We start from the raw sequence: 24,711 nt of genomic DNA on the forward strand, positions 1-24,711 counted from the left end.
ATCAAGTGGTATCTGGAGGCTTTTGAGGGGATTATTAATGCCATCAGAAAAGTTTCTGACGGCATTATCTATTATCTGCGAGAAAAATTAAGCGTGATTTTCGGCGATGATACGATACTCCCCTTCAATAAGAGCCCCTTCACGCTGCCACTCATCAAACGATTTCTTACGGCTGGTGGTCTCTTCGTTCGCCTGTAAAACAATGCCGAGGCTTTCTTGCAATTTTTTATATATAGGAAAAAGCTGATTAATAAAATCATCCTGATTTAAAGAGTCCAGTAAGCCTTTTCGTTGCTCGTCTAGTATTGAAACAATTTGTGCCACTACCTCACGGAATTCGGCTTCAGCCTTAGCTTTTTTATAACTATCAAAAGCCTCCATAATGAGACCTGCTGCTGCAAATATAGCATTAGCTTTAGCAGCAAAATTAACAGCTCCCCATGGCTTGAATTTCAAGTACTTGGCTAAATCTACGCCCACCATTTTGCCAGCAGAAACTATACCGTCGCGAGCAGCTAAAATATGGGTATTATTTAATTTAATATTTTTCAGACTGGAAATACCTTTAGCGGCTAAATCAGCGCCTACAGATGTTTCAAAGCGGGTAATTTCATTGTCAAAATCCAGGCTGATGCGATTTAAACTGCTGGAAACAGATTGGCACTGACGACTAAATTCCTTTTCAATTTCGGTATTCAATAAAATGCCGTCTGTACCAATTTCACTGTCATAAAAATCGTTAAAGGTTGTTAAGTCCGTACCTTTGACCTGGCGGATGAGTGAAGTGAAATAATCACTGACAAAATCCATTAATCCCACGCGAACATTGGCAATTTTAATTTCCATCGGCGCAAGTTCTTCGTTCAGATGTTTGGCTGTATCAGATAACTGGGTCAACTCACTGTCTAATAAATTTTGTCGTTGCCGTACTAAAGGCATTTGTTTACCCAATACATCCTGGATCATACTTTTCTGTGCTTCCAATACAATCGGCGTTACCCCGCCGTTTTGTGTGATGTTTTGGCGAGTGGCATCTTGTAAAGTGGCAATACGTGATATTTTCTTAAATTCATCTAAATGCTCCAGCCAGTAAGATGTGCCCTCACCAAATGGATTGGCTGATATAGCAACAATTTTTATATATTCTGCCTCTCGCCCGGTCAGATTGATTAAGGTTTTCAACCGGCTAATAACGTTATCTTTTTTTATTTTCAGTTTTTCACGATAATCCCAGTCATCTTCTATATCAGCGACTTCATCAAATCGACTTAAAACAAAAACCGTTCTTGGCAATAAATTTAAATCACGGAAGAGCCAAGCTAAGTCATCCTGATGACTTTCCTTGACTGGATTAACCGAGTTCATGACATAGAGCACTAAATGTGCTTCACTGACATATTTTTTGTAGTTTCTTTATATTTTTCAATTTCACCTTCGCTATTTACCTGCTCCTTAAAGCCAAATAGTCCAGGTGTATCAATTAACTCAATGTCATCATCCAAACGATATACCTGCACTTCGTTGGATGATTCTTGTTGGCTAATGTTCATACTGCCGTTTAACCGCTCCAGCCAGGCTGCGGCAATGGATGTTTTTCCTTCGGAAAAGCCGCCAATCAGGGCAACTTTTAAGATCCCATCTTCAGAAGTCTTCAGAGCCGTGGCCAGTTTTTCCATCTGAGTTGGATCCGGCTTCAAGCCGAAGATACGGCCTTTTTCAATAAACGCCGCTAGCTTTTGCAGTGCCTGGCGGGTTTTCTCCTGCTGATGTTTAAATTCAGCTACAGTATTACTCATAATAATTCCTTTTCCAGCCTAATATTTAATATCACGGGCTATGGCGGTTAATTCAACATCAACCTGGTTAAATAAAGCATTAATGGCAATACATTGCTTAACCGGTTCTTCTAGTTGATGTTTTATTTTTTTCATTTCTACGGAAACTTCATATTTAATTTTAGCGATGATTTTATTGATTTCTTTTTCAATGGTATTATCTGCCTCACGCAGGACTTTATCTGCTTCTTTTTTCTGTTGGGCCTTTTTGTAGTTAGAATCAAAAACACCCCAAACAGATTTAGCTATTCCGACCAAAGAACCCAACAGGGCCAGAACGCCGCCAACAAATGCAACTGTCCAGCCCACGGGATTACTCGCCAGGAAAACAACGCCAAGCGCGGCGCCGATACCGCCAGCAACCAACCCACCAACTTTAAGCCCGTTATCAACATTAATGTTTATTTTAAAGTTACTTTGCAAATCAAAGTTATTATTTTGAGCAGTGACAATATTTTTCAAATGTTGACTTGAACGAGTAATAATACCTCTAATTTTTTCACCAAGCGCGTCAGCTTCTTTATCAATTGATTTCTTCAAATTATTTTTAATGTTTTCAGCATTCAGCTCAAGCGTCTGATTGAAAGATCGTTTAAATTCATCATTGCTTATGTTACTTTCAATCTCATCATAAATTTCTTTTTGTACCCGATCGCGAAAAGCACGGCGAATTTTGCCACCTACAATATCAAGGCTGCCAATGAATTCTTCCAGGCTAATATTTATTTGTGATTGAGCATGGAGTACTTCGCTCTTTACATTTTTTTCCAGCTCGGAAAAATGGGTTTGCGGCGCCCTAAATTCATCCAAAGAATTTCTTAATGTTTCATAGGCTTTATTTTTATTTGATCGTTTTATTTTATCTCGATAGTTACTAATAATTGTTGTTTGCAGGCGAGTGATGAAATCTGTTAAACCACTTAACGATAAAATAGCCTCAGGGCCACCAAATTGATCTAAAAACTTTCGCTGATCGGCAGCATCTTTACTACCGGGTGCAACGCATTCCGTGAGCGCAAGGTAAGCGGGGTGCGCACTAATAGCCAAACTTCCGCAGTATTGTTCTTTCAATTCTGCTTTTAGTTTTTCATCCATTGCCGCCAAACCGTTAACGATGTCGTTATTCAATACAGGCAAAGTCAACTGGCGTGGGCTCCTGGCTGGATGATTGTATATCGACCACACTTCGCTTTGCGCCCCCAAATGCTTTTTGATTTTCTCCAAAGTTCCTTGTGCACTTCCTGGGCTATCATCGTTCGTCTGCGGTGGGCGGGCTGTACGAGTTACATAAAACACAGCGTGGGCCTTACGTACTGCTTCTTCAATCGGAGCGCTGACAACAGCTTCATCGCCTTCGATGCCAGGAACATCGATTAAAGAAAATGAATGTCCATTCAAATCAAAATCAAAAGAGGTATTCACGCGGGTAAAATCAGAACGACCATCACCAATGATCTGCCCGTCGGCAAATTCGGTTAGTTTTAATACTTCATTATCTAAACGGCTTCTTTCATCCTCAGCTTTTCGCAGCGCTTCCTGTAATTCTTGTTCTCTTTCAGCAACTTGATTGTGTTCATGTTGTTTTTGTGTCTGAAGTTCAGCCAGGGCGGTAGATGCCTGCTGTATCAGTCCGTGATGATGATCAATAAGTTCTTTCTTTTCAATTTCTTGCTGTTTTTCTGTTTTTGAAAAATGCTGCGTTATTTCTGCGAACTGTTTTTCTTCGGGGGATGGGGATGTTGAAAACCGTGCGATAATTTTTTGCCACCATTTTCGCTCGGCTTTAACTTTTTCCAGCAGCTCATTTAGCCTGGAAATTTCTAACATAAGATCGCTTATAGCCTTGTTATGCTGCAGGTCTAATACTGCAGATTCCTGCACGGCATTTTCCTCTTCCTGGCTAACGGCCAACTCTGCCTGCATGATCGGTACAGCATATTTTTTCGACAACCCAGCAAGCTCTTGACGAACCACCTCAATAGCCCGTTCCGTATCCATAATCACACGTCGCACTTCGTCAAATGCTTCCTGGGTTAGACCGAACCGTTGCTGAATTTCTTTAAACCTGCGCTGGCTTTCCTGCTTGGTCTTTTCACCCAGTTGCAAGCGTAGTGCTTCAATCAAAGTGGATTTACCCGCATTGGTTTCGCCATAAAAAGCGATGGTAAAGCGTTTCCATTCACTGCTTGCTTTTAACTTTTCCAGTTCAGCCTGTATCTGATTATTGAGCTGTGCTAAGTTTTCCATCGCCCCAGAAATGTCTTTTGCTAAACGACCTTCGCGCTGCTGCTCCGATAATCTCTGGATAACACTTTGAATTTTATTTTGGATGAGCTCATAGGTTTCATTGGATAGTTCACTCATTTAAGACCTTTCGTTTGGTTATTTTTTAATTAACTGTGCAGTGTATAAGCTTACAATCTCTTTACAGGAGGTTGTTTATATGGAGATCAATTTTTTTCAAAAAAAAGAAGTAGGAGGCTCCAAAACCGGCGGCTGAGAATAAGTCGTTTTGTTATTCAGTTCGGAAAGTGTTGGAGCGTTCTGCTTGAATACATCGGCAGTTAGGCCGATTACTTTACAGAGTATTTTTGAATCAAGCAGGTGGTGTTTATTTCAAAATATCGCAGCGTTTATGAGGGATACGGGGCACTAAATATACAATAGGTTGAGACGGCAAAGCCTGGAATTCGCCTGATGGCGCGGTCACCATCAGGCTTTAACGCTAAGGTTACGGAAAAACTCGTTATATAACATATATAAATGTGCCGCACTCCAGGAGAAGTTTGGTGCTCCCTGCTGGGCGCCAGTCAGCGGATTATAGTTTTCCTGAATTGGGCCATCGGAGGTTAAGCCTTTGGCGTGTTTAAAGAATGCATCCGCCAGTTTAAGCGCCTCTTCGCGATGGCCGTAACGCGCCATGCCTTTCAAGCCAAACCACAGCTGATCGACCCAGACACGCCCGCGCCAGTAAATATCCGGGCCAAACGCCGGGTTGGTTAACGCCGCCGTACCGAGTGGCACAAAGGTGTTGAACTCCTTTTTATCCAGCATCACTGAGATAACACCGTCAGCATGCTGCTGCGTTGCTGCACCGTTAAACAGCGGTGACCAGCCTTCCGGTCCTTTACCTCGTTCAACAATCGGCTTACCGGCACAGCCGTTCGCCAGTGGTTGAGCTTCAATACGGATGTCGTAATAGAATTTCGTCTGCGGGTCGAACATGCAGGTATTAATATAATCCGCGAGTTTCTGTGCCAGCGCCTGATAGCGCCTGGCGTCTTCCGGCTTGCCTAAAATACCCGCCATCTCCGCCAGATAATGGTTATCGCTGTACATGTAGCTGGCCTGGTCAACCGATTCCTGCAGCAGCGAGTAACCGAGCAAATTGCCCTGCCGATCGCGGTTTTCAGCAAATTTCACCGTCCAGTCGCCGCGCTTACCGCCGTTCGCGACGTAATTATCCAGCTGATCTTTATCGATAAAGCCAAATACCGCCGCATCATCGCGCCCGGACTCCCACGACGCCGCAGTTTGGGCCGGGATTTCAAGGCTGTCGTAATCGCCTTTTGCCGTCACGCTTTCATAAGCCTTCAGGCCGGAAAGCATCTCCTGCTGCGTCCCTTTTTTCAGGGTAAACAGCATCGCTCCGCCGGCAGTATTGTGCGCTTTATCGCGCGTGGCACCGTATTCCGGCACGCCATTGCCGTTATGGTCGCGGTTGCGCAACCACCAATCGTGATAGGCCACCAGCTTCGGGTACATCTCCTGGAGCCAGGCTTTGTCCTGGGTGACGTTGTACACCTCCATCACCGCCCATGCGGCCAGGCTCGGCTTGGTATTACGTTCGTTCCAGTTGCTGCCGTCACCGCCGCGCTCCGGGCTGAGGTTCCAGGCAATCAAGTCCGGGACGAACCCGGTGTCCTGCGGGCGAACCTTATCACCAGGCTTAATTTGCCAGGAGAACACGGCGCGGATGTTCTCTTTGGCTATTTCCGGGTTGAAATGCGCCATCGCGTAAGCCTGTTTCCAGGTATCCCACGGCCAGGTCTGGTTACCGGAGAACCAGCGCCCGGTGACCGATGGCGTAACGGTGTTGTGCTGCACCGCCCCGCCCGGCGCACGCCAGTTACCGTTCAGCGTTTCAATGGCTTTTACCGCCACGCGAGTTTGTTCTGCGGTGGCATCCGGATTAGTCAGCCCTTTTTGCAGATATCCTTCCCAGCGCTGTTCGGAAGCTTTCAGGTAAGAGGCCGGACGCGCCAGAATATCTCGAATCTGCGTTTTCTCATGCTGTACCTGTTCGGCGGTCAGCAGGTGTGAATAGGTGGTGTACAGCGTAGTGGAGCCGTTAATTTGCGCGGTGCTGGTAAAACGGTGGCCATCAATTTCAGTGTTCGTCGTCATCGAACGGTGAATCTGGTACTGCGATTCACCGGAGGTCATCAGCGCGGAGTCGGCGCGCACCTTGCCAAAAGTCACCGTCAGGCCATCATGAGTCGCCTTCAGGCGGCGTTGATAATCAGGAAACGCCGCGTCGATGGTTTTATCCGACAGCGCTTTCCCCTCTTTGGCCTCAAGCTTTTCCAGCAGCTCTCCGTCCCACACCAGCTTCAGCGGCGTGCTGCTGGTGATTTTGGTTTCCAGCAGTGAGGTGTGCGGGCTGGCAAAACGTAGCGTCATCTCAACCTGCACGCCGGGCGCGGAGAGCTTCTGGATTAACGCGCCGGGAATGCTGTACGCCTGCATCGTGAAAGCCAGTTTTTTACCGTTCTGGTACACCGTCAGACGGTCAAAATTGGTCGACATAAAGTTGATGTACTCTTCCGTCAGCAGCGCCGGGCCGGGGAAACCGCCCATCGTTGCCGGGCCGTCAGGCAGCAAATGCCCATGCCACGCGCCGAGATCAAAGAACGGGTTAAAACGCTGATGATCGTCGTAATCAAAATCCTGCATGTACTGCGGCGCGCCGGTGCGGTTAACCACATTTTTGAAATCGTCGGCCGTGACGGCGTGGGCGGAAAAGCTCAGCAGCAGCGCACAGGCGAGCGGCGTCAGGGTGGAAGTCATATTCATGGTTGTTATATCCCTTCTTACCAGTAGAAATATTGCATCAGGAAAATTTTGTCGCTCGGGTCGCCAGAGGCATTCTGCGTGTAAAATCGGCTATCTGCGGCGGTAGCGAAGCGGCCATTGCCGTATTCATACCAAATGCCGAACTGCACAAAAGCGGTGGTTTCATCGGCGGCGCGGTCCGGGCGATGCCTGGCATAGCTGTAGGCGGTGGAGAGATAAAAGCCTTTGAAAGCTTCATACATGGCGCTAGCCATAAAGCCCGTTTCGGTTCCGGGCGTTCCCAGCCCCTTCGCCCGCCCGGTGTGGTGCCAGGCACGCGCGCCAAAATTCGGTGATAAAAAGCCGGTCAGGAACATTTCGCCCGTGCCGTCAGTCACTTCCATCCCATTCAGCCAGGTAATATCTTTGGCGATATCGTACTGAATGTAGCCGTTGACCATCGCCGGGTAGGTGTATTTGTCGTCATAACGGTCATATTTGCCAAAGTGCAGCCAGGACTTGCTTTCGTTGTGATGTCCCGCGGGCGTGGCGGTAACGCTGTAGCGGAAACTGCCGTGCAGATTCTGCACTTTTAGCGCGTACTGAATATCACGGGTATTGGGGATCACATAGCCCAGGTCCGGGGTAAAATCCGCCCACCACTGCAGGTCATCCAGCGAGGAATCCTGCCGTACGCTGAGCATAATTTCCGTGCTGTCAGCGGTTTTATAGCCGCCGTAGAAACGGTTAATACCGCCTTCAAAACCGCCCCAGCTGTGATCGGGCACCCAGGCGTTACCCTGATTATCCGCCTGCACCGTCCAGCCTTCGCCGTAAATTAAGCCAAACCATGGCCCATGCTTAATTTCCAGGCCACCTTCAATATAGGTGCCATCACTATATTTATGTTTATCCTCGTTTTCTAAATCCATATAGCCGCCAACGCCTGACTCGCCATAAAAACGGTATGAAGTGGTATTCAGCGTCGGTGTTTTCGTATCATCATGCTCCGCCGGGTGCAGCATCTCAGCGGCCCGAACGGGGGTGCAAAAAGCCAGAGCAACGAGCGCCCCGCAGAGGTATTTTTTATTTTTCATCATATTTAAAAAGACAATAATGGTTGTTTTAAAATTATTTCATGCAGAATGCACGACCGGTTTTGCTTCTGCCCTTTGCTCTTCCGGCGTTAGCCCTTTGATATATTTACTGTACTTCCACCATGCGAAGCCCAGGAAAAGCACTATTCCCCCCACGTTATAAAAAACGATCGTCAAGATGTTCCCACCCGTCGGGAATGTAGACGCGACAAACCCAATGGTAAAAATAACAATCAGCATAGAGACAATCGTAATACCCGTTTTCTGTGAACCCATTTTGAAATCACGCGGCAGATGATCGTATTTACGGCGAAGATTAAGGTATGCCAGCATAATGAATAACGGCGGCAACATTGAAGCAGTCGCGGTCATATTAATAATGGTATTCATTAAATCCTGAACGGTATTAGAGCCCAGCATCGGGATAATCATCAGAGGAATAACAATCAAAAATTGAATCCACGCCGCGCGGGCAGGCACACCATTTTTATTCAGCTCGACGGTTTTTTGACCAAAAATACCGCTGGGGATTTCCGAGAAGAATATTTTGACCGGCGTCGCCGTCCACATCAGCAATGACCCGAACATGGCGGTGAAGGAAACCAGGCCAACAAAGCGATTAATTAAGATTTCCGGCAGGCCGAAATAGACCGCCATGCCGTGGAACACCTGCACCGACCCGCCGGTGAATTTCAGCTCTTTACTGCTCACAAAGACGTTAATCAGCACCGACGAAATCGAATAAAGAACGCCGATAAAAATCCCCGCCAGGATTATCACTTTAACGAACGATTTCGCCCCGCCCTTCACGTCATTCACGTACACCGCAACGGATTCAGCGCCGCCGGCTGCCATGAAAATCCAGGTCGTAATACCGAGGAATGCCCAGTTAAAGTCAGGGATCATGGCCTCAACGGTAATCGGGTCTGCGGGCTGAATACCGCCCACCAGCGCGGTGCCTGAGAGCAAAATATACGACAACGTGAGCAGCAACATGAGAGATGAAGTGACGGAGGTAATCGGCCCCAGCATTTTTGCGCCATTGGTCGACACCCAGGTTGATAGCGCAAACAGCACCATGCTCAGCAGCGTGGTGGCTATCGGCGTCAGAATGTATTCATAGCCGAGGAACGCATATGAAGCATAGGCAATAACACGCGGCAATAAAGAAGTGAAAAAGAACAGGTTAACGAACCAATAGGTGTACGCGGTAATAAACGCCCAGCGGCCACCCAATGCACTTTTCACCCAGGCGTAGACCCCGGCCTCTGAATTTTTATTCAGTGACACAAACTCAGCGATAATCAAACAGAACGGAATAAAATAGAGCAACGTAGCCAGAAAAAACATCGGGGCCGACGCTAACCCAAGTTCGATATTGTTATTGATGACGTTATTAAAACTGTAAACAGCGGCAAAGGTCAGCGACAGCAGGCCAAACTTGCCGATGGTATTACGTTTAGTATCAGACATAACACATCTCCACGCAGTTTCCTTCCGTGGGTAACCCGAAGGGTCTGCGTTGTTTGTAGGATAGAGGGCGTTAACCACTAACGTATATTTTAGTAAAAAATTTAGTAAAACAAAGAGTAAAAGTCTGGTTGCTTTAACCCGATCACGAAAATAGTGTGAGGTATGCAGCGATGAAAAGGAGGAGATGCGCCAGCCGAGGGAGGGCTGGCGACGATGCGGATATTATTTCACTGCTTTTGGCACCGCCCGAGGCGAGGTTACCAGACGTTTCTTCTGTTTATTTTCAAAACGGGTGATCCACCACCAGGCAAGCCCGGAGAACACTGCGGTCATAAAGACGTTAATAAAGAAGGCGTTAACCAGATCCACACCCGGCGGGAACGCAGAGGCGGCCATGCTGACCACAAAAATAATCATCAGCATAGAAACGACGCTCATCCCAACCGCTTTTGACCCCATGCGGAAATCACGCGGGGTGTCATCGTGCTTCCAACGGAAGACAAAATAGGCCGCCATAATAAATATTGGCGGCAACATCGCCGTCCCCGCCGTCAGGTTGATGGCGGTATTCATCATCTGTTGGACGCTGGCGGAGCCGAAGCCGTTAACAATAAGCATCAGCAGCACAAAAACAAACTGCCACCACGCCGCACGCACCGGCACGCCGTGTGCATTCAGTTCGGTGGTTTTCTTGCCATAAATCCCTTCCGGGATTTCCGAGAAGTGAATTTTGACCGGGGCCGCCGTCCACATCATCATGCTGCCGAAGATGGCGATAAACAGAATAATGCCGACAAAACGCCCCATTAGTGCTTCAGGAATATGGAAGTACGCGCCAAGACCGGTGAAGATTTCCACCATCCCCGCCGCGTAAGTGAGATCTTCTCGTGCGACAAAAACGTTCACTAATAGCGAGCCCAGGGCGTACATGCCGCCGATCAGCACCCCGGCGGTAATGATCACTTTGATGAAGGATTTCTGCCCGCCTTTTGTATCATTCAGGTAAGCCGCAACGGTTTCTGCCCCGCCCGCCGCCTGGAAAATCCAGCACATGATGCCAAGCGTTGCCCAGTTGATGGTCGGCGTCATTGCCGCCAGCGTAATCGGCTGCGCCGGTACGTGCCCGCTGCCCAAAGCCGTGAAAGCCCCGACCACGTAGATAGCAAACAGCGCAAAGACGCCGTAGGCCACGCATTCAGAAATTTTCCCCAGCCACGTCGCGCCCTTGGTCGAGATATGGGTTGCCATCGCAAACAGCACAATCGAAATCAGCGACGTCACCATCGGCGAGAACGGTATTGAGTACCCCATAATGGCGTAGGAGGCATAGGCCACGACGTTCGGCAGTAATGAGAGGAAGAAGAACAGATTCACAAACCAGTACAGGAATGAGCCCAGATAGGCCGCGCGAGTCCCCAGCGGCTGCTTCAGCCAGGCGTACATGCCTGATTCAGAATTTTTATTCGCCGAGACAAATTCGGCGATGATAAAGACAAAGGGAATGAAGTAAACCACCGTCGCGAATAAGAAAATCGGCGCTGAACTCAGCCCTAACTCGATATTGTTATTGACGATATTTCGTACGTTAAAGACCGCCGTAAATGCCATCGACAGCAGGGCGAACTTGCCTATTTTTGCCCGAATTGATGTGGACATACGTCCTCCGAAAATTCACATCCCCCGTTATGGGGAAGTACAGGGAAGGCCAGCGGGGCGTGCCGCTGGCCTTGGTGCGCACCGTAACTAGCGTTATTTATTAAGAAAATAGCCGTCTTCAATAGTGACTCTGAGGATCACTTTTTTTACCCATTCATCGCTGATAAAGCGGTAAGCCTCTTCGGTGTCGCAGATAACCATCTGCCCCTCGTTTACCGTCACGATTTCACCGACGCCTTTCAGGTATTCCCGATCGGTTTCGTCCCGGTAGCAGGCCACCGTTCGCAGCTGCTCTTTCGGTGCGAACTCAATTTTTTGCCGCCCCTGAAGGTAGTAATGCACGTCGAAATAACGACGACTCCCCGCAAACAGCGCGTCAGTACAGCTCTCGGTGCTTACCCGATAAGAGAGCGAGTCACCGATCGAATGGGCCACGCCGGGGCGAATATTGTCGATGTTATTGATGGCTTCCACGCAGCGCTGCCACTTCCGGCCGCTGTGATAGACCTGCTTAAACTCTTCTAAATTATCGAGAACTCTCATTGTTCAGCCTCGCTATGTGAAACAGGAGAAAAGAAATCAGCGCCGAAGTTATGATGCGACAGCGCCTGCGAGGTGCTGCGCCCGCCTTCCAGCGGCAGCAACGTAAAACCGTAATTGAAAGGTTTAAGCCACACGCGCCAGCTATCCAGTACTTCGCTCCCCCACGAGTTGGAGCCGAGTCCGAGCAGTTGAGCGTCAATGTTTAGCGTGATGTCGTCGCTGCGCTGCAGCTCATTGCAGTGCTGCGCGGCGTGCAGGTTTTCAGCGGTGTAGTGCCAGGCACTAATGTTGATGGGTTGGCGTGGCACCACCAGCAGGCCGCTACCGTGACGGTCGGTAAACGACGCCCAGCGCACATGCTGGCGGTTGCCGTTGTTCTGCGGGAAGGGATAGTTGACGAACATGTCATCAACGGTGGTGCGCCAAAGATCGATGATGTTGCTTTGCTGGCTGTCGGCGTAGTTCTCGCCGGGGCCACGGCCGTAGTAATCAACCTGCTCAAACTCGCCGTTGATCCCCATCATAAAGCCGATGCACGGCACGATATGGGGATAATCACCGTAGCGCTCGCCCTGCAGCTCAACGTTGATATGCCCCTGGGGGGTAATCTGCCAGCGATAGGTGCAGCGCATACCAAAGTCGAATACCGGCGGTGCAACAATCGTTCGGGTAGAGATAACCGCCGTGTCGCCGTGCATTTCAGCGTTAAACTCGCGTAAATGCTCCTGCATAATCGGCAGGTGCGCGGATTCCCACAGCCCTTCAAACTCCTGCTTATGGTTATCAATCATCGGCTTGAAGAAGTTGATTTTCGGCTCACGGGTGACCTGATTAACCCCATTCACCTGCCACTCGGTCAGCTTGCCGCTCACCTTCGAGAACACGACGTGGAAGTTGTGCCCAATAATGCGGTAGCTCAAGCGTTCGTCGGCAACCTGCAGCGCCGTGGCGCTGGTATTTATCCACGGCGTTTTTGCCGCCGTCTGCGCTTTTAGCGGGAACTGATATACCGCAATGGCGTGATTAGCCTCGCTGTACAGGGTGCGGGAGTCTTTGGTCACGCTGATATTGATAAAGGTTTCACGCTCATCAAGCTTCGGCAGCGCAATGCTGACCTCGCGGGCGCTGTTGGCGGCCAGCCCTTCCACTTTCAAACGCTGGCTGGAGAGTGTTTCGCCCTCGGCACGGATCTCCACGTTCAGGGTGTAATCGTCCAGACTAGAGAACCACAGTTTGTTCTCAATACGCAGAATGCCGCGCTGAAGATCTTCGACCCGGACTTTTACCGGCGCAATGACCTGTTTGTATTCCTGTAGCCCTGGCCCCGGCGTTTGGTCGGAGAAGATCAGCCCATCGAGGCAGAAATTGTAGTTGTTCGGGTAGTCGCCGTAGTCGCCGCCGTACTTGTAGAATACCGTGCCGTTTTCATCGCTGGCCTGAATACCGTGATCGCACCACTCCCAGACGTAGTGGCCCTGAATGCTGTCGTGTTGATAAAAGACATTTTGATATTCGGTCAGGCCGCCAGGGCCGTTCCCCATTGCATGGGCGTATTCACAGATAATGCGCGGCTTAGCATGCGGATATTCCCCAAACTCGTTCATCAGCGGCACACGGGTATACATGGTCGAAATAATATCCACGACCTCTGCATCACGATCCTCTTCATAATGAACAAGGCGCGTATCGTCCAACGCTTTGCAGGCGCGGTACATCGCACGAATATTGCAGCCGTAGCCGGATTCATTCCCCAGCGACCAGATGATGATTGACGGGTGGTTTTTCTGCGCATGAACGTGACGCACGATGCGCTCGACGTAGATGTGTTCCCACTCCGGGTCGTCGGTGATACGGCTCAGGTTTCCGACGTTGGCGAAACCGTGTGATTCCACGTCCGTTTCTGCCATCACGAACAGGCCATAAATATCACACAGTTCGTAAAAACGCGGATCGTTCGGGTAGTGGGCGGTACGCACTGAGTTGATGTTGTACTGCTTCATCAGCTGCAGGTCTTTTTCGACGCGATCCATCCCCACGGCGCGGCCTTTCAGGTGGTCGTTGTCGTGGCGGTTGACGCCGTGCAGCATCAAATAGTGGTTGTTGACGTAAAACAGGCCGTCGCGCACTTTAATATCGCGGAAGCCAACGCGCTGCGGGATGATTTCAAGAATTTCACCTGCGGCGTTTTTCAGCGTCAGCACCAGGTGATACAGATATGGATTTTCTGCCGACCACTGCTGAGGGGCTTTTACCTCAATCGAAAAATCGGTATTAAGCTGCCGATCAACCGTTAAATGCTCTTTCACCCCGTGATAAAGCGCAGTGTCGCCATCGAACAGGGTGTATTCCAGCGTGGTCCCGGCGGCTGGGGTCGCGAGGTTCTCCAGCATCAACTGGCAGGCAAGTGTCGCATCGCGATAGTCATCGCTAAAATCAGTCCGCAGCGTGAAGTCCTGCACATGCAGCGGATGTTTCCCTAACAGGTACACGTCACGGAAAATCCCCGCCGTCCACCACATATCCTGATCTTCAATGTAGGTCGAGTCCGCCCATTGCATGACGCGAACGGCCAACAGATTGTCGCCAGTTTTCACCGCCGCACTGATATCAAATTCGGCCGTCAGGCGGCTCCCTTTACTGAACCCGATATACTGGCCGTTAACGTAGACTTCAAAATAGGTTTCTACGCCATCAAATTTGATAATCGTTTGTTTACCCTGCCAATTATCACCGAGGGTAAACACACGCTGGTACGCGCCAGTCGGGTTGTCGGTTGGCACAAACGGCACGTCAATCGGGAACGGAAAACCTTCATCGGTGTACTGCAACTGGCCGTGGCCTTCCATCTGCCACATTCCCGGCACGGTAATTGAGCCCCAGCCTTCAATCATCTCAGCGGTAAACGCTTCAGGAACCAACAATGGATTGGTAAAGAACCGGAAGTTCCACTGCCCGCTGAGGGATAAGAAATGATTACTGTTTTCACGCACAAACGAACGCGCTTTCGCCAGCGAATCATAAGCGAAGAAATAGGCGCGCGGCGGCAGCCTGTTTTCATGAGTAAGTTGAAGATTTTCCCAGCGATTCATCTCGCCTCCCTGTACGCACTAAATAATTGCGTTTTATTTTAGTAAAACTTTTACTAAATAAAATAAGCAGAGACGATTTGCTTTAACTCGATCACAAAATGAGCATTCGGGACAGGGGTGTATCAGCAGGTCAGGGATACCGCCGGAAAACGGTTGTTCTCCGGCGCCAGGGGAAGCTAGCGCGTGGTACCGCGCAGTTTGAGGACGCTGGGAACAAACACATTGAGCGGCAGAGCACGGCCATCACGGGCTTTTTCAACCAACAGATTAACGCCCTGGCTGCCCATCATTTCGGAATGGATACGCACCGTGGAAAGCGGTGGGAAGGTAAAACGTGCGGTTGGGATATCGTTCACGCTGATCAGCGAAATGTCGCCCGGTATCTTCAGCCCACGTTCATGGATGGCTCGTAAAACGCCAATCGCGATGGAGTCTGACGCCACAAACAGCGCAGAGGGATAATCGCCCTGGGCCAGCATCGTCTTTGCCAGTTCGTAACCCGATGAGCTTGAGAAACCGCCGCGCCAGATGTCGTTCTCGGACACTACGCCCTTCAGGCGGCCATATTCGGCGAAGGCTATCTCACGAATATCCGCTTTTCCTGGCCGATCCTGACCACCAATGAACCCAATACGCGACACGCCCTGGGCAATAAAGAAATCAATAACCTCTTTGGCAATCCTTACCAGATCAATGTCTACGGCATCGTACTGGCCGCCTGGCTCGTGAAAATCGATGAAACAGAGGTTATCTGTCATCGCGCGAAGGGTTTCACGGGTCCCATCAGAGGGCTGGCCAACCACCAACACGCCGGTCACCTTTTTTAGCTCTGGCAGGGCATGCCCGAGATAACAATTCGTTAATTCGATCCCTAATTTTTCACATTGCGTTTCAATCCCATGGCGAATAGCCAGGTAGTAAGGATCGTTAATTTCCAGATCTTGCTGATAGCTGTAGAGCGCCAAAAAATGATGCTGGCCTACGGGATTGGCCAACATTCTGCGCGAACTGCTGTTTTTATATTCCAGCTTTTCCGCTATTTCGAGTATCCGCCGCTTGGTTTCTTCTTTCACGTTCAGGCCTGGGTCGTCATTCAACACCCGCGACACCGTCGCCAGTGAAACGCCCGCCTCAACCGCAATGTCTTTCAATGTCGCCATCTTTTTCCCTACCGGACAAAGCTCTTTGTTTGCCCATAGTGTAAAGCAAGCCTGGGGACATGCATCTGTTTTTAGTAAAATTAGCGATTTTTTAGCCACTACGATGAGGGAACAAGATAAATAAATACGGGCGTCAGCCTTTTATCTATGCCATATAAAATTTTCGTTAACGGGATAAATAAAATTTATATACCACGGCAATAATGACAATGACGTTTACGAGCACCGTAATAAAAAACCATTTTCTGAACGGCTGTTTATGTGTTTTATGGCGAAAACTTTTTTGGGCCAGAATCGCCCCGGGCCAGCCACCTACCAGACCAAAGATAAGCAATGTTGCCTCCGGCACGCGCCGCCAGGCCTTTACCGCAGCCAGTTTGTCACCGCCGTAAACCAGCAGCGTGAGCACATTCACCAGCCCAAACCACATAACCAAAGAGTGAGGCATCAAAGCGCTGCCCACCGCGGCGAGCACCAGAAGAAAATAGCAGAAATGGTTAAGGATCATAGGATATCGCAGCAATAGGTCATTGAAAATAAAACGTAATTATACCTAAAATTTCACATGGCTCTGCCAGTTAATTTGGATGTCCGGATAACAGCGGCTCAATCACGCCCGACAGCTGCGAAAGCAAATACAATACAAGGCCAACCGAGCCGCCCACCAGCGTGCCGTTAATGCGGATAAACTGCAGATCTTTGCCGATGTTCAGCTCAATCTGCCGCGACATATCTTTTGCATCCCAGCTTTTCACCGTGTCGCTAATGTGGCGGGTAAGGAACGCAGAGAAGTCCGGCGCTACGTGCCGTGCCGCCTGCTCAAGATGCTCATTCAGCGAAGCCCGGAGCGAGGCATCGGCCATCAGCGTTTCGCCCAGCCACTGCCCCGCTTCGGCAATGCGCTTTTGCAGCCGGGAATCTTCGCTGGCGATGTCAGTTTTCAGCCAGCCGCGCAGGTCGTTCCAAAGCTCGCCGAGGTAAAGGTTAAACTTCTCATCCTCCTTCAGGTAACTTTTGATCGTTTCCGCTTTGGCGGCCATTTCCGGGTCATTTTTTAGATTGTCGATAAGCCGTTGAACCGCGCTATCAAAGGCGCGGCGAATCTGGTGCGTTTTGTCCTGGCTGACGTCATCCAGCAGGGAGTTAACGGCATCGGACACCAGCTCCGCGCTTTGCTCTCCCAGCCATTCGGTGGGCAATACCTTCGCCTTAACCGGGTGCTCGGTTTCCAGCCAGTGGACGATTTGGCGGGCAATAAACTCCCGGCTGGCCGGTTTCTCCAGCAGCGCCAGCAACTGAGCAATCACCGAGTCGAGCAAGGCCTGATGCCGGTTGTTTTTGGTCAGGCTTTCCAGCAGCAGCGCGCTGGAGTAGCTGAGGTCGACTTTATCTATCGCCTTATGCACCGCGCGGCGAATCAGCCCCTGAATGCGTGCGTCGTCCGTCAGCGATAAAAACGCCTCCATGACCTTGAGCAAATGCTGCCCTACCCGCTGCGCATTGTCCGGCTGGCGAAACCAGTTGCCCATCATCTGCGCCGGTTCGTGGCGGCGAATAAGGTCAATCAGCGACTGGGTATCGAGAAACTTCTCCTGCACGAACTTGCCGAGGTTCTCGCCGATTCGGTCTTTATTACGCGGAATAATGGCCGTATGCCGGGAGATAAACGGGATCGGGACGCGGCGAAACAGCGCCACAACCGCAAACCAGTCCGCCAGCGCGCCAACCATCGCCGCTTCAGAAATAGCTTTCAGGCCGCTAACCCAGAAGCTTGGCGGCAGGAATAAGGTGGCGACAAACGTCGCGGCGGCAATCAGCAACAGCGAGAGCGCCAGCCGTTTTGCACGCTTTAATTCGGTGAGTTTTTCCATCATTTAAGCGTAGCGCCCGTCTCTGCCACCAGCCAGTCATGGAACAGCGTGACCTCCGGGCGGCGGCTGGACCGCTCAGAGCGAACGATAAAATAGGCCCAGGTCAGCGGCCATTTGTGCTGCGGGAAAAGCTGACGCAGCTGCCCAAGATCGATCGGCTGCTGCACCAGCGCTTTGCGCACCACCGCCACGCCACGGCCGCTTAACGCCGCGAGGATCACCGCCGACGTGGAGTTAATATGCAGTCCGTTTTGCTCGCAGAACGCTACGCCAACGTGCTGAGAAATTGTTTCCCAGTCCGGGAAGTTAGCGCCAGGGTGCGGCGTATCGTCGTAGATAAGCTTCTGCTTCGAAAGCCAGTCGGCCTCGGTCACGCCGTTGAGCAGTTGCGGGCTGCAGACGATTACCGCCTCTTCATCCATCAGCCAGGTCGACTGCAAACCAGGCCAGTTGCCGGGGCCACAGCGAATGCCTAAATCGGCTTCACCGTGCAGCACGTCGGTGAGTTTTTCGGTGACGTTCAGACGCAGGTCGATGCTGTCGTGCTGCTCGGAAAAGCGATTCAGGCGCTCCATCAGCCAGTTCATCATCAACACCTGCGAAGCCGTGATCACCACCACGGCTCTCGCCCTGGCGCCACGCAGCTTATTCAGACCCTGCTCGAGGCCGTCCAGGCCGGCGGTGATATCCTGCAGCGCGTCTCTCGCCTCATCAACCAAAGTCAGCCTTTCTTTCCCGCTCCTCGTGCGGTGCAGCAGCGGATGGCCGACCCACTCTTCCAGCGAACGAACAAGCTGCCCGACGGCGGCGGGGGTTACGCCCAGCTCTTGCGCTGCCCCGGTAAAACTGCCGTGACGTGCGGTGGCTTCAAAGGCGTGGAGCCATTTCAGGCGATTTAGCGATCTCATGTTTTCTCTTCGCAAAAGACGACATACCGACAAGATAGTTTTTCTTTCTCGATATGCAAGTTCTTATGCTTCGTCAGGCCCAAATGGGTTTGGCATTCTGTCGCCATTCCGGAGGCCCACAGCAGGCTGCTTCCTCTTATTAAGCCAAAAGAAACGAGGTCATCATGTCTACATCATTCGCAGGTAAGAAACTTTTAGTTGTTGGCGGCACCAGCGGTATGGGCCTGGAAAGCGCCCGTCAGGTGCTGGAAAACGGCGGGAAAGTTGTGCTGGTCGGCAACCGCGTCGAGAAAGCCGAGCAGGCACGTCAGGCGCTATCTGCCCTGGGCGAAGTGTCCGTCATCGTCGCGGACCTGATGAGCCGCGAAGGGATGCACAAAGTGATGGAGGTGATTAACGCCGGGCACCGCGACATCAGCCTGCTGGTGAACGCCGCCGGGGTTTTCTTCCCGAAAGCCTTTACCGAACATGAAGAAGCGGATTACGACATGTACATGAGCATTAACCGCGCAACCTTCTTTATCACTCGCGAAGTGGTGAAAAACATGGTCGCAGCAGGGATTAAAGGCTCTATCGTCAACATCGGTTCCATGTGGGCACAGCAGGCTATCGGCGCCACGCCTTCTTCCGCCTACTCCATGGCGAAAGCCGGTTTGCATGCGCTGACGAAAAACCTTGCTATTGAACTGGGTTCACACGGCATCCGCGTGAACGCGATTTCCCCGGCCGTAGTGCATACGCCAATTTATGAAGGCTTTATTCCTAAAGAGGATGTGGCGGGCGTGATGGGCAGCTTCGACAGCTTCCACCCAATTGGTCGCGTCGGCACCCCGCGCGACGTCGCAGAAGTGGTCAACTTCCTGCTGTCTGACAGCACCACCTGGGTCACCGGCGCGCTGTGGGACGTGGACGGCGGCGTGATGGCAGGCCGCAACTAGGCACGACAGCCCCTCACCCCGCCCTCTCCCCAAAGGGGCGAGGGAGAAAACAAAAGCTATGGGAAACATTGTTTATCCCCTCTCCCTTCCAGGGAGAGGGTGAGGGTAAAAATAAGAAGCGAGGCTCGGTTCCGGCTTAAATCGCCTCCGTTTTCTCTCCGACTGGCCAGGGTCCGGCCGTCGGGAACGGCCGGAGGCTGAGAGCGTCGGGAACGCATCTCAGCCGACCCAGGACTGATTCAGTGGCTACATATAAAAATGTACTGGAAGTGAACGGGACATATCCATTCCAGCATAAAGATTCAAATAGCCCTTCCCCCTTGCGGGGAAAACAAGCAGCTATGTTCTATCCCCATACGGAATAGCAAAATGCCTTATTTCCCCGTCAGATCACGGCGAAAAAACATCGTTAGTGCCAGGATAAATGAAACGTAACCAAAAGGAGATTAACGATGTATAAAACCATCTTAATGCCGGTGGATGTTTATGAAATGGAGCTCACGGACAAAGCCATTCGCCATGCCGAATATCTGGCGAAGGAGTCTGAGGGCACTATCCACCTTCTGTACGTTCTGCCTAAATCCCCGCTGTTTAATACCCACGGTTTTTCCTCTGACATCCGCAAATTCGACGAATATCTGAAGAAAAACGCCGAAGAAAAGATGGAAGAATTACGCGGGCACTTCTCGCTGCCGAAAGAACGCGTGGTGCTGGAGATCCGCTACGGTTCGGTGCGGGATGAGGTTAACGAGGTCGCGCAGGAAATTCACGCGGATGTGATTATTGTCGGTTCGAAGAATCCGTCTATTTCTACTCATCTGCTGGGCTCTAACGCCTCCAGCATTATTCGCCACGCCCGCTTCCCGGTCTTCGTTGTCAGATAGAGAGTAAATAAATAGCCTGCTTATGCAGGCTATTTTAGTTCGAGTTAAATAACGCTTCCCCAGACTAAATTCCCCTGATGGAAGGTCGCGGTTCGCGGAGAAATACGCGCCACGGCTTCTGCCGAACAGGATGCATCCACCAGCATGAAGCTCGCCTCATCCTCTGCCTTCGGCCACACCTGCTTGCCTTTGTCGTCCAGCGGCAAAATATTGCCGGTGGCAATGGCCAGCGAACGCGACAGGCTCAGCTCGCTCGGGCGAACGTAAAGCTGGGCATAAAGGTTGGCTTTTTCCAGCATGTCGCCCAGCCCGTAAGGCGACCAGTGGTCAATCACGCTGTCGGTACCGGTCATCACCAGCACGCCCTTTTGCTGTAGCTGCTTGAGCGGCATATGCAACGTGCCGATAGGCACGGTGGAGGCAATGCTAATCTGCTGGGCCGCCATACGCGTGGCAATGTCATCCACCTGCTGCGGGGTTAAGGTCGCCAGCGCAAAGCCGTGGCTGATGGTCAGTTTGCCTTTAAGCTGCGGGGTTTTCTCCACCGTTTCCACCATGTAATTCACCGCCGCGACGCCCGCCGGGCTGGTTTCATGCAGGTGGATATCCACGCCTTTGTCGTAATCAAGCGCAATCTGGAACATGGTGTCGAGCGACTTCTCCATCGCGCCGTCAACGTTGGTTGGATCCAGGCCGCCGACGTAGTGTGCCCCGGCCTGCATCGCTTCGCGCATCAGCGGTTCAGATTTCGACAGCAGCAGGCCATGCTGCGGAAACGCCACGATTTCGCAGCTCAGCCCGGACTTTCTCTGCTCCAGCACCGCCTGCAGGTTTTCAAGGTTTTTCAGGCCGGAAACCGGCTCGATGTTGCAGTGGCTGCGGGCAATGGTTGAACCTTTGGACTGGATAAGATCGATAAGCTTGCCGGCACGTTCGCGGGTGTACGGCTGCAGCTCAGGCAGAATTTTACGCTCGTAGGCAATCATATCCATGATGGTGGTGCCTTCCGGGCGGTTATGCACCTGCCACGGGCCGCCGTAGAACGTTTTGTCCAGGTGAATGTGCATATCGCGCATGGCCGGGAGCAGCAGTTTGCCGCCAGCATCGTAAGCGTGCAGAGAACCGTCCGGGTGAGATTTATTGGCGCGCAGTGCCGCAATTTTGCCGTCTTTGATTTCGAGCGTGTGCAGTTCGGTGCGGGTGCTGACGGCGGTTTCGCCCTCGTAGTTAAACCCTGTTTCCAGCAGCACGTTGTCCAGGTAATAGTGTTTTTCACTGAGGGTCTTCATCTGGCTGCCGCTCTCGCTAACATTTGCAGGTGTTTTTGCGGCCCAGGCCACGGTTCCGGCTGCCCCAAACAGCGCACAGGCGGCGGCGACCTTGCCGCCTCCGCTGATAAAATCACGACGGCTTTTTTCAATTTCAGTCATTTTTATTTTTCTACCCAGAGAGATTAATAGAGGTGAGGTTTACGGCGGCTATGCGCCCGCGTCTCTCAATAATTGAGCAATTTCGCGGTAGCCTTTTTCTTCGGCCAGCTCCAGCGGCGTTTTGCCGTACTTATCCGTCATGTGCGGATTAGCGCCGTTTTCCAGCAGCAGAGAAACGATCTCTTGCTGCTTTTTACCGCCGTCGTTCAGCACGATGGCCTCAAGCAACGGTGTCCAGCCGAGGAAATTGGTGTGGTTGACGTTGATCCCGGTGTGTTCCAGCAGCTCACGCACAATCTCAACGTGGCCTTTTTCGCTGGCAGGCGTAATACCTACGCCGCCAAAACGGGTTAAGCGAGTCAGGTCCGGCCTGGCGGGTAACAGCAGGCGTAACAGTTTGAGATCGTTATTCAGGCAGCTAATCAGGAAAGGGTTGAAACAGGTTTCATCCTGCTGATTAATGTCCGCGCCTGCGTCAATCAACAGCGCCACGCAGTCATATTTTTGGCTCAGGCTGGCGAGGGTGATCGCCGTTCTTCCCTGGCGGTTGGTCACGTTAATGTCCACGCCACGTTCCAGACATGCCTTAAGCGTTGCGGCTTCCCCTTCCAGGGCCGCCGTCAGAAACCCGGTAACCAGCTCTTTTTCAGACATAGTGTCCTCCTGTCGTTCGCGGTTATTGCTGAAATTCGAGAATAACAACGCCCTGGCGGGAAAAACATCCGCTTAAAAAAGATTCATCGCTGATGCCGCTATTGTTGAATGCATTTTAATAATCCCTCGAAAATGTGTCAGAATCCCCGTATTGCGCGCCGTGAAAAGGGAGCACGAAATGAATTCCATCTTTACCGAAGAGAATTTGCAGGCTTTTACCTGCGCCGCCCGCTACGGCAGCTTTAGCCGCGCGGCCGAAGAGCTGGGCGTGACCACCTCCGCGATCAGCTACACCATTAAGCGCATGGAGACCTGGCTCGACGTGACGCTTTTTATCCGTAATACCCGCAGCATTGAGCTGACCGAATCCGGGGTCTATCTCTACCGCAAAGCCAGCGATTTATTGAACGATTTTCAAGGGATCCGACGGGGAATTGACACGATTTCGCAGGGGATCGAAGCCAAAGTCAGGATCTGCATAAACCACCTTCTCTACACGCCTCAGCATACCGCCAGCCTGTTACAAATCCTCAAACAGCAGTTCCCCGGCTGCCAGATAGCCATCACCACCGAGGTGTACAACGGCGTTTGGGACGCGATGCTCAACAACCAGGTTAACGTGGCGATTGGCGCGCCGGATGCCCTGCTGGGCGGCGGCGGCATTGACTACACGGAGATTGGCGTCATCCGCTGGGCGTTCGCCGTGGCGCCCGATCATCCGCTGGCGGTGGTGCAGGAACCTATCCCCGAAAGCCAGCTCAGGCTGTATCCGAACATCATGGTCGAGGACACCGCCTCCACCATCAATAAAAAAGTGGGCTGGCTGCTCCACGGCCAGGAAGCGATTGTAGTGCCGGACTTCAACACCAAATGCCAGTGCCAGATCCTGGGCGAAGGCATCGGCTTTCTACCGGATTACATGGTGCGCAGCGCGGTAGAAAGCGGCCAGTTAGTCACCCGCCAGGTGCACAACCCGCGCCAGAATTCACGCATGTTGCTAGCCACCCAGCACGCGGCGACGGGCCAGGTGACCCGCTGGATCAAACAGCAATTTCAGCCCGGCGGCGTGCTGGCCGGGCTATATCAGGACTTGATGCACCAGGACTAACCCGCCTTTCAGCATCTCGCAATCAGGGATAACTGCGCTTTTATTAGCGCAGTTTAATAATCGCTAAGAGCGTAAAAATAAAAATCACAATTATTCACAAAAAGTATTTATCGCTAACAAATAAACGCTTTTTTAATTAAATAAAATAGCAATTCATGCGTTTGAAAATTTAATAAATTGCTAACAACTGACCGATGTGGAATTAATTACGCTCACCTGCAAACCTATAAAATTTATTTAGGGGTTAATCCTGATGTCAGAAATTATTTCAACACCTGTCACTTACCAGGTCGATAAGCAAACCTTTGAAGGCGCGCTGGTCTATCAGGCAAACCACAGCGCTGCGCTCCCGGGCATTCTGATCGCCCCAAACTGGATGGGCGTGAGCGCCGGTGCGGTTGAACAGGCAAAAGGGATTGCCGCGCAGGGATACGTTGTGCTGGTCGCCGATCTTTACGGCCAGGGCAAGCGCCCGACCAACGCCGATGAAGCCGGTGCCCTGATGATGGAAGTTAAAGATACGCCAGCAGAAGTGGGCCGCATGCAGGCCGCGCTGCAAGCGCTGGCCGCACAGAAAACGGCGGCTGTCGACGGCAGCAAGCTGGCGGTTGCGGGCTTCTGTTTCGGCGGGCACTGTGCGCTGGAGCTGGCAAGAAGCGGAGCGGATATCAAAGCGGCCGTCTCTTTCCACGGCACGCTGGATACCCTGAAAACCCACGCAGCGGGCGAGATCAAAGCTTCTCTTCTGGTGCTGGACGGCGCGGAAGATCCGCTCGTGCCGCGCGAGCAGCTCGCCGGGTTCGTCAGCGAGATGAACGCTGCGTCGGTAGACTGGCAGCTGGTTAGCTACGCCGGAGCAGTTCACTCGTTCACCGATCCTGGCGCCAATGTTGAAGGCGTGGCGAAGTACCATCCGGAAGTGACAAAACGCGCTTTCGCGAAGATGTACGGCCTGCTGGGCGACGTTTTTAACTGATGCTCATGGCCTCTGTGCGCAGAGGCCGCTTCAC

The 24,711-nt window shown here is 51.5% G+C and carries 19 protein-coding genes; 4 read left to right on the forward strand and 15 right to left on the reverse strand.

The window, feature by feature from the left end; genetic code table 11:
- Positions 1-87: 87 nt before the first annotated feature.
- From JT31_RS06870 to JT31_RS06930, 13 genes are all read right to left on the reverse strand, one after another.
- A complete protein-coding gene (locus tag JT31_RS06870) occupies positions 88-1,365 on the reverse strand; it encodes a LeoA/HP0731 family dynamin-like GTPase (RefSeq protein WP_200882454.1) in 1,278 nt (425 codons plus the stop codon).
- 11 nt (positions 1,366-1,376) lie between these two features.
- Entirely contained in the window at positions 1,377-1,796 is a 420-nt protein-coding gene (locus tag JT31_RS23970) for a GTPase (protein WP_200882455.1), read from the reverse strand.
- Between the two features lie 18 nt (positions 1,797-1,814).
- On the reverse strand, positions 1,815-4,199 hold the full coding sequence (locus tag JT31_RS23975) for an AAA family ATPase (RefSeq protein WP_038474928.1): 2,385 nt from the start codon (positions 4,197-4,199) through the stop codon (positions 1,815-1,817).
- A 348-nt stretch (positions 4,200-4,547) separates the two neighbouring features.
- A complete protein-coding gene (gene ygjK / locus JT31_RS06885) occupies positions 4,548-6,911 on the reverse strand; it encodes an alpha-glucosidase (protein ID WP_038474930.1) in 2,364 nt (787 codons plus the stop codon).
- A 17-nt stretch (positions 6,912-6,928) separates the two neighbouring features.
- Positions 6,929-7,987 carry a protein YgjJ gene (ygjJ, locus tag JT31_RS06890; RefSeq protein ID WP_038482882.1) on the reverse strand — a complete coding sequence of 353 codons (1,059 nt, stop codon included), beginning with the start codon at positions 7,985-7,987 and terminating at the stop codon, positions 6,929-6,931.
- Between the two features lie 39 nt (positions 7,988-8,026).
- Complete coding sequence (locus JT31_RS06895) at positions 8,027-9,460, reverse strand: amino acid permease (RefSeq protein WP_038474932.1); 1,434 nt, start codon at positions 9,458-9,460, stop codon at positions 8,027-8,029.
- Between the two features lie 222 nt (positions 9,461-9,682).
- Positions 9,683-11,116, reverse strand: a complete 1,434-nt coding sequence (locus JT31_RS06900; protein WP_038474935.1) for an amino acid permease — start codon at positions 11,114-11,116, stop codon at positions 9,683-9,685.
- Positions 11,117-11,209: 93 nt separating this feature from the next.
- Entirely contained in the window at positions 11,210-11,659 is a 450-nt protein-coding gene (locus JT31_RS06905; protein WP_038474937.1) for a beta-galactosidase subunit beta, read from the reverse strand.
- A complete protein-coding gene (ebgA, locus tag JT31_RS06910) occupies positions 11,656-14,748 on the reverse strand; it encodes a beta-galactosidase subunit alpha (protein WP_038474939.1) in 3,093 nt (1,030 codons plus the stop codon). The genes JT31_RS06905 and ebgA overlap by 4 nt, the downstream gene beginning before the upstream one ends.
- A 176-nt stretch (positions 14,749-14,924) precedes the next feature.
- A complete protein-coding gene (ebgR, locus tag JT31_RS06915) occupies positions 14,925-15,908 on the reverse strand; it encodes a transcriptional regulator EbgR (protein ID WP_038474942.1) in 984 nt (327 codons plus the stop codon).
- A gap of 166 nt (positions 15,909-16,074) precedes the next feature.
- Positions 16,075-16,416, reverse strand: coding sequence for a DUF1294 domain-containing protein (locus JT31_RS06920; protein WP_038474944.1), 342 nt, complete (start codon positions 16,414-16,416; stop codon positions 16,075-16,077).
- A gap of 70 nt (positions 16,417-16,486) precedes the next feature.
- Positions 16,487-17,779, reverse strand: a complete 1,293-nt coding sequence (locus tag JT31_RS06925) for a DUF445 domain-containing protein (protein ID WP_038474946.1) — start codon at positions 17,777-17,779, stop codon at positions 16,487-16,489.
- Positions 17,779-18,687: a LysR substrate-binding domain-containing protein gene (locus tag JT31_RS06930; RefSeq protein ID WP_038474948.1), complete on the reverse strand. Its 909-nt coding sequence runs from the start codon at positions 18,685-18,687 to the stop codon at positions 17,779-17,781. Before JT31_RS06930 ends, JT31_RS06925 begins: the two co-directional genes overlap by 1 nt.
- A gap of 164 nt (positions 18,688-18,851) precedes the next feature.
- Between JT31_RS06930 and JT31_RS06935 the strand changes: the two genes are divergently transcribed.
- Positions 18,852-19,625: an SDR family NAD(P)-dependent oxidoreductase gene (locus JT31_RS06935; RefSeq protein ID WP_038474950.1), complete on the forward strand. Its 774-nt coding sequence runs from the start codon at positions 18,852-18,854 to the stop codon at positions 19,623-19,625.
- Positions 19,626-20,077: 452 nt separating this feature from the next.
- Positions 20,078-20,509 (forward strand): universal stress protein UspG, encoded by a 432-nt coding sequence (gene uspG / locus JT31_RS06940; RefSeq protein ID WP_038474952.1) that lies wholly within the window; start codon positions 20,078-20,080, stop codon positions 20,507-20,509.
- Between the two features lie 44 nt (positions 20,510-20,553).
- On the opposite strand, the gene JT31_RS06945 is transcribed toward uspG, so the two are convergent.
- Positions 20,554-21,939 carry an amidohydrolase family protein gene (locus JT31_RS06945; protein WP_038474954.1) on the reverse strand — a complete coding sequence of 462 codons (1,386 nt, stop codon included), beginning with the start codon at positions 21,937-21,939 and terminating at the stop codon, positions 20,554-20,556.
- Between the two features lie 48 nt (positions 21,940-21,987).
- Positions 21,988-22,593, reverse strand: a complete 606-nt coding sequence (locus JT31_RS06950; protein WP_038474956.1) for an ankyrin repeat domain-containing protein — start codon at positions 22,591-22,593, stop codon at positions 21,988-21,990.
- 178 nt (positions 22,594-22,771) lie between these two features.
- Between JT31_RS06950 and JT31_RS06955 the strand changes: the two genes are divergently transcribed.
- Positions 22,772-23,701, forward strand: coding sequence for a LysR substrate-binding domain-containing protein (locus JT31_RS06955; RefSeq protein WP_038474958.1), 930 nt, complete (start codon positions 22,772-22,774; stop codon positions 23,699-23,701).
- 253 nt (positions 23,702-23,954) lie between these two features.
- Positions 23,955-24,677 carry a dienelactone hydrolase family protein gene (locus tag JT31_RS06960; protein ID WP_038474960.1) on the forward strand — a complete coding sequence of 241 codons (723 nt, stop codon included), beginning with the start codon at positions 23,955-23,957 and terminating at the stop codon, positions 24,675-24,677.
- Positions 24,678-24,711 lie beyond the last annotated feature (34 nt).

Source organism: Cedecea neteri (assembly GCF_000757825.1).
Taxonomy (GTDB): Bacteria; Pseudomonadota; Gammaproteobacteria; order Enterobacterales; family Enterobacteriaceae; genus Cedecea; species Cedecea selenatireducens.

Excerpts from the sequence above, each read along its gene's own strand:
- JT31_RS06870 (WP_200882454.1), bottom strand. The coding sequence starts at position 1,365 with ATGAACTCGGTTAATCCAGTCAAGGAAAGTCATCAGGATGACTTAGCT.
- JT31_RS23970 (WP_200882455.1), bottom strand. The coding sequence starts at position 1,796 with ATGAGTAATACTGTAGCTGAATTTAAACATCAGCAGGAGAAAACCCGC.
- JT31_RS23975 (WP_038474928.1), bottom strand. The coding sequence starts at position 4,199 with ATGAGTGAACTATCCAATGAAACCTATGAGCTCATCCAAAATAAAATT.
- ygjK (WP_038474930.1), bottom strand. The coding sequence starts at position 6,911 with ATGAATATGACTTCCACCCTGACGCCGCTCGCCTGTGCGCTGCTGCTG.
- ygjJ (WP_038482882.1), bottom strand. The coding sequence starts at position 7,987 with ATGAAAAATAAAAAATACCTCTGCGGGGCGCTCGTTGCTCTGGCTTTT.
- JT31_RS06895 (WP_038474932.1), bottom strand. The coding sequence starts at position 9,460 with ATGTCTGATACTAAACGTAATACCATCGGCAAGTTTGGCCTGCTGTCG.
- JT31_RS06900 (WP_038474935.1), bottom strand. The coding sequence starts at position 11,116 with ATGTCCACATCAATTCGGGCAAAAATAGGCAAGTTCGCCCTGCTGTCG.
- JT31_RS06905 (WP_038474937.1), bottom strand. The coding sequence starts at position 11,659 with ATGAGAGTTCTCGATAATTTAGAAGAGTTTAAGCAGGTCTATCACAGC.
- ebgA (WP_038474939.1), bottom strand. The coding sequence starts at position 14,748 with ATGAATCGCTGGGAAAATCTTCAACTTACTCATGAAAACAGGCTGCCG.
- ebgR (WP_038474942.1), bottom strand. The coding sequence starts at position 15,908 with ATGGCGACATTGAAAGACATTGCGGTTGAGGCGGGCGTTTCACTGGCG.
- JT31_RS06920 (WP_038474944.1), bottom strand. The coding sequence starts at position 16,416 with ATGATCCTTAACCATTTCTGCTATTTTCTTCTGGTGCTCGCCGCGGTG.
- JT31_RS06925 (WP_038474946.1), bottom strand. The coding sequence starts at position 17,779 with ATGGAAAAACTCACCGAATTAAAGCGTGCAAAACGGCTGGCGCTCTCG.
- JT31_RS06930 (WP_038474948.1), bottom strand. The coding sequence starts at position 18,687 with ATGAGATCGCTAAATCGCCTGAAATGGCTCCACGCCTTTGAAGCCACC.
- JT31_RS06935 (WP_038474950.1), top strand. The coding sequence starts at position 18,852 with ATGTCTACATCATTCGCAGGTAAGAAACTTTTAGTTGTTGGCGGCACC.
- uspG (WP_038474952.1), top strand. The coding sequence starts at position 20,078 with ATGTATAAAACCATCTTAATGCCGGTGGATGTTTATGAAATGGAGCTC.
- JT31_RS06945 (WP_038474954.1), bottom strand. The coding sequence starts at position 21,939 with ATGACTGAAATTGAAAAAAGCCGTCGTGATTTTATCAGCGGAGGCGGC.
- JT31_RS06950 (WP_038474956.1), bottom strand. The coding sequence starts at position 22,593 with ATGTCTGAAAAAGAGCTGGTTACCGGGTTTCTGACGGCGGCCCTGGAA.
- JT31_RS06955 (WP_038474958.1), top strand. The coding sequence starts at position 22,772 with ATGAATTCCATCTTTACCGAAGAGAATTTGCAGGCTTTTACCTGCGCC.
- JT31_RS06960 (WP_038474960.1), top strand. The coding sequence starts at position 23,955 with ATGTCAGAAATTATTTCAACACCTGTCACTTACCAGGTCGATAAGCAA.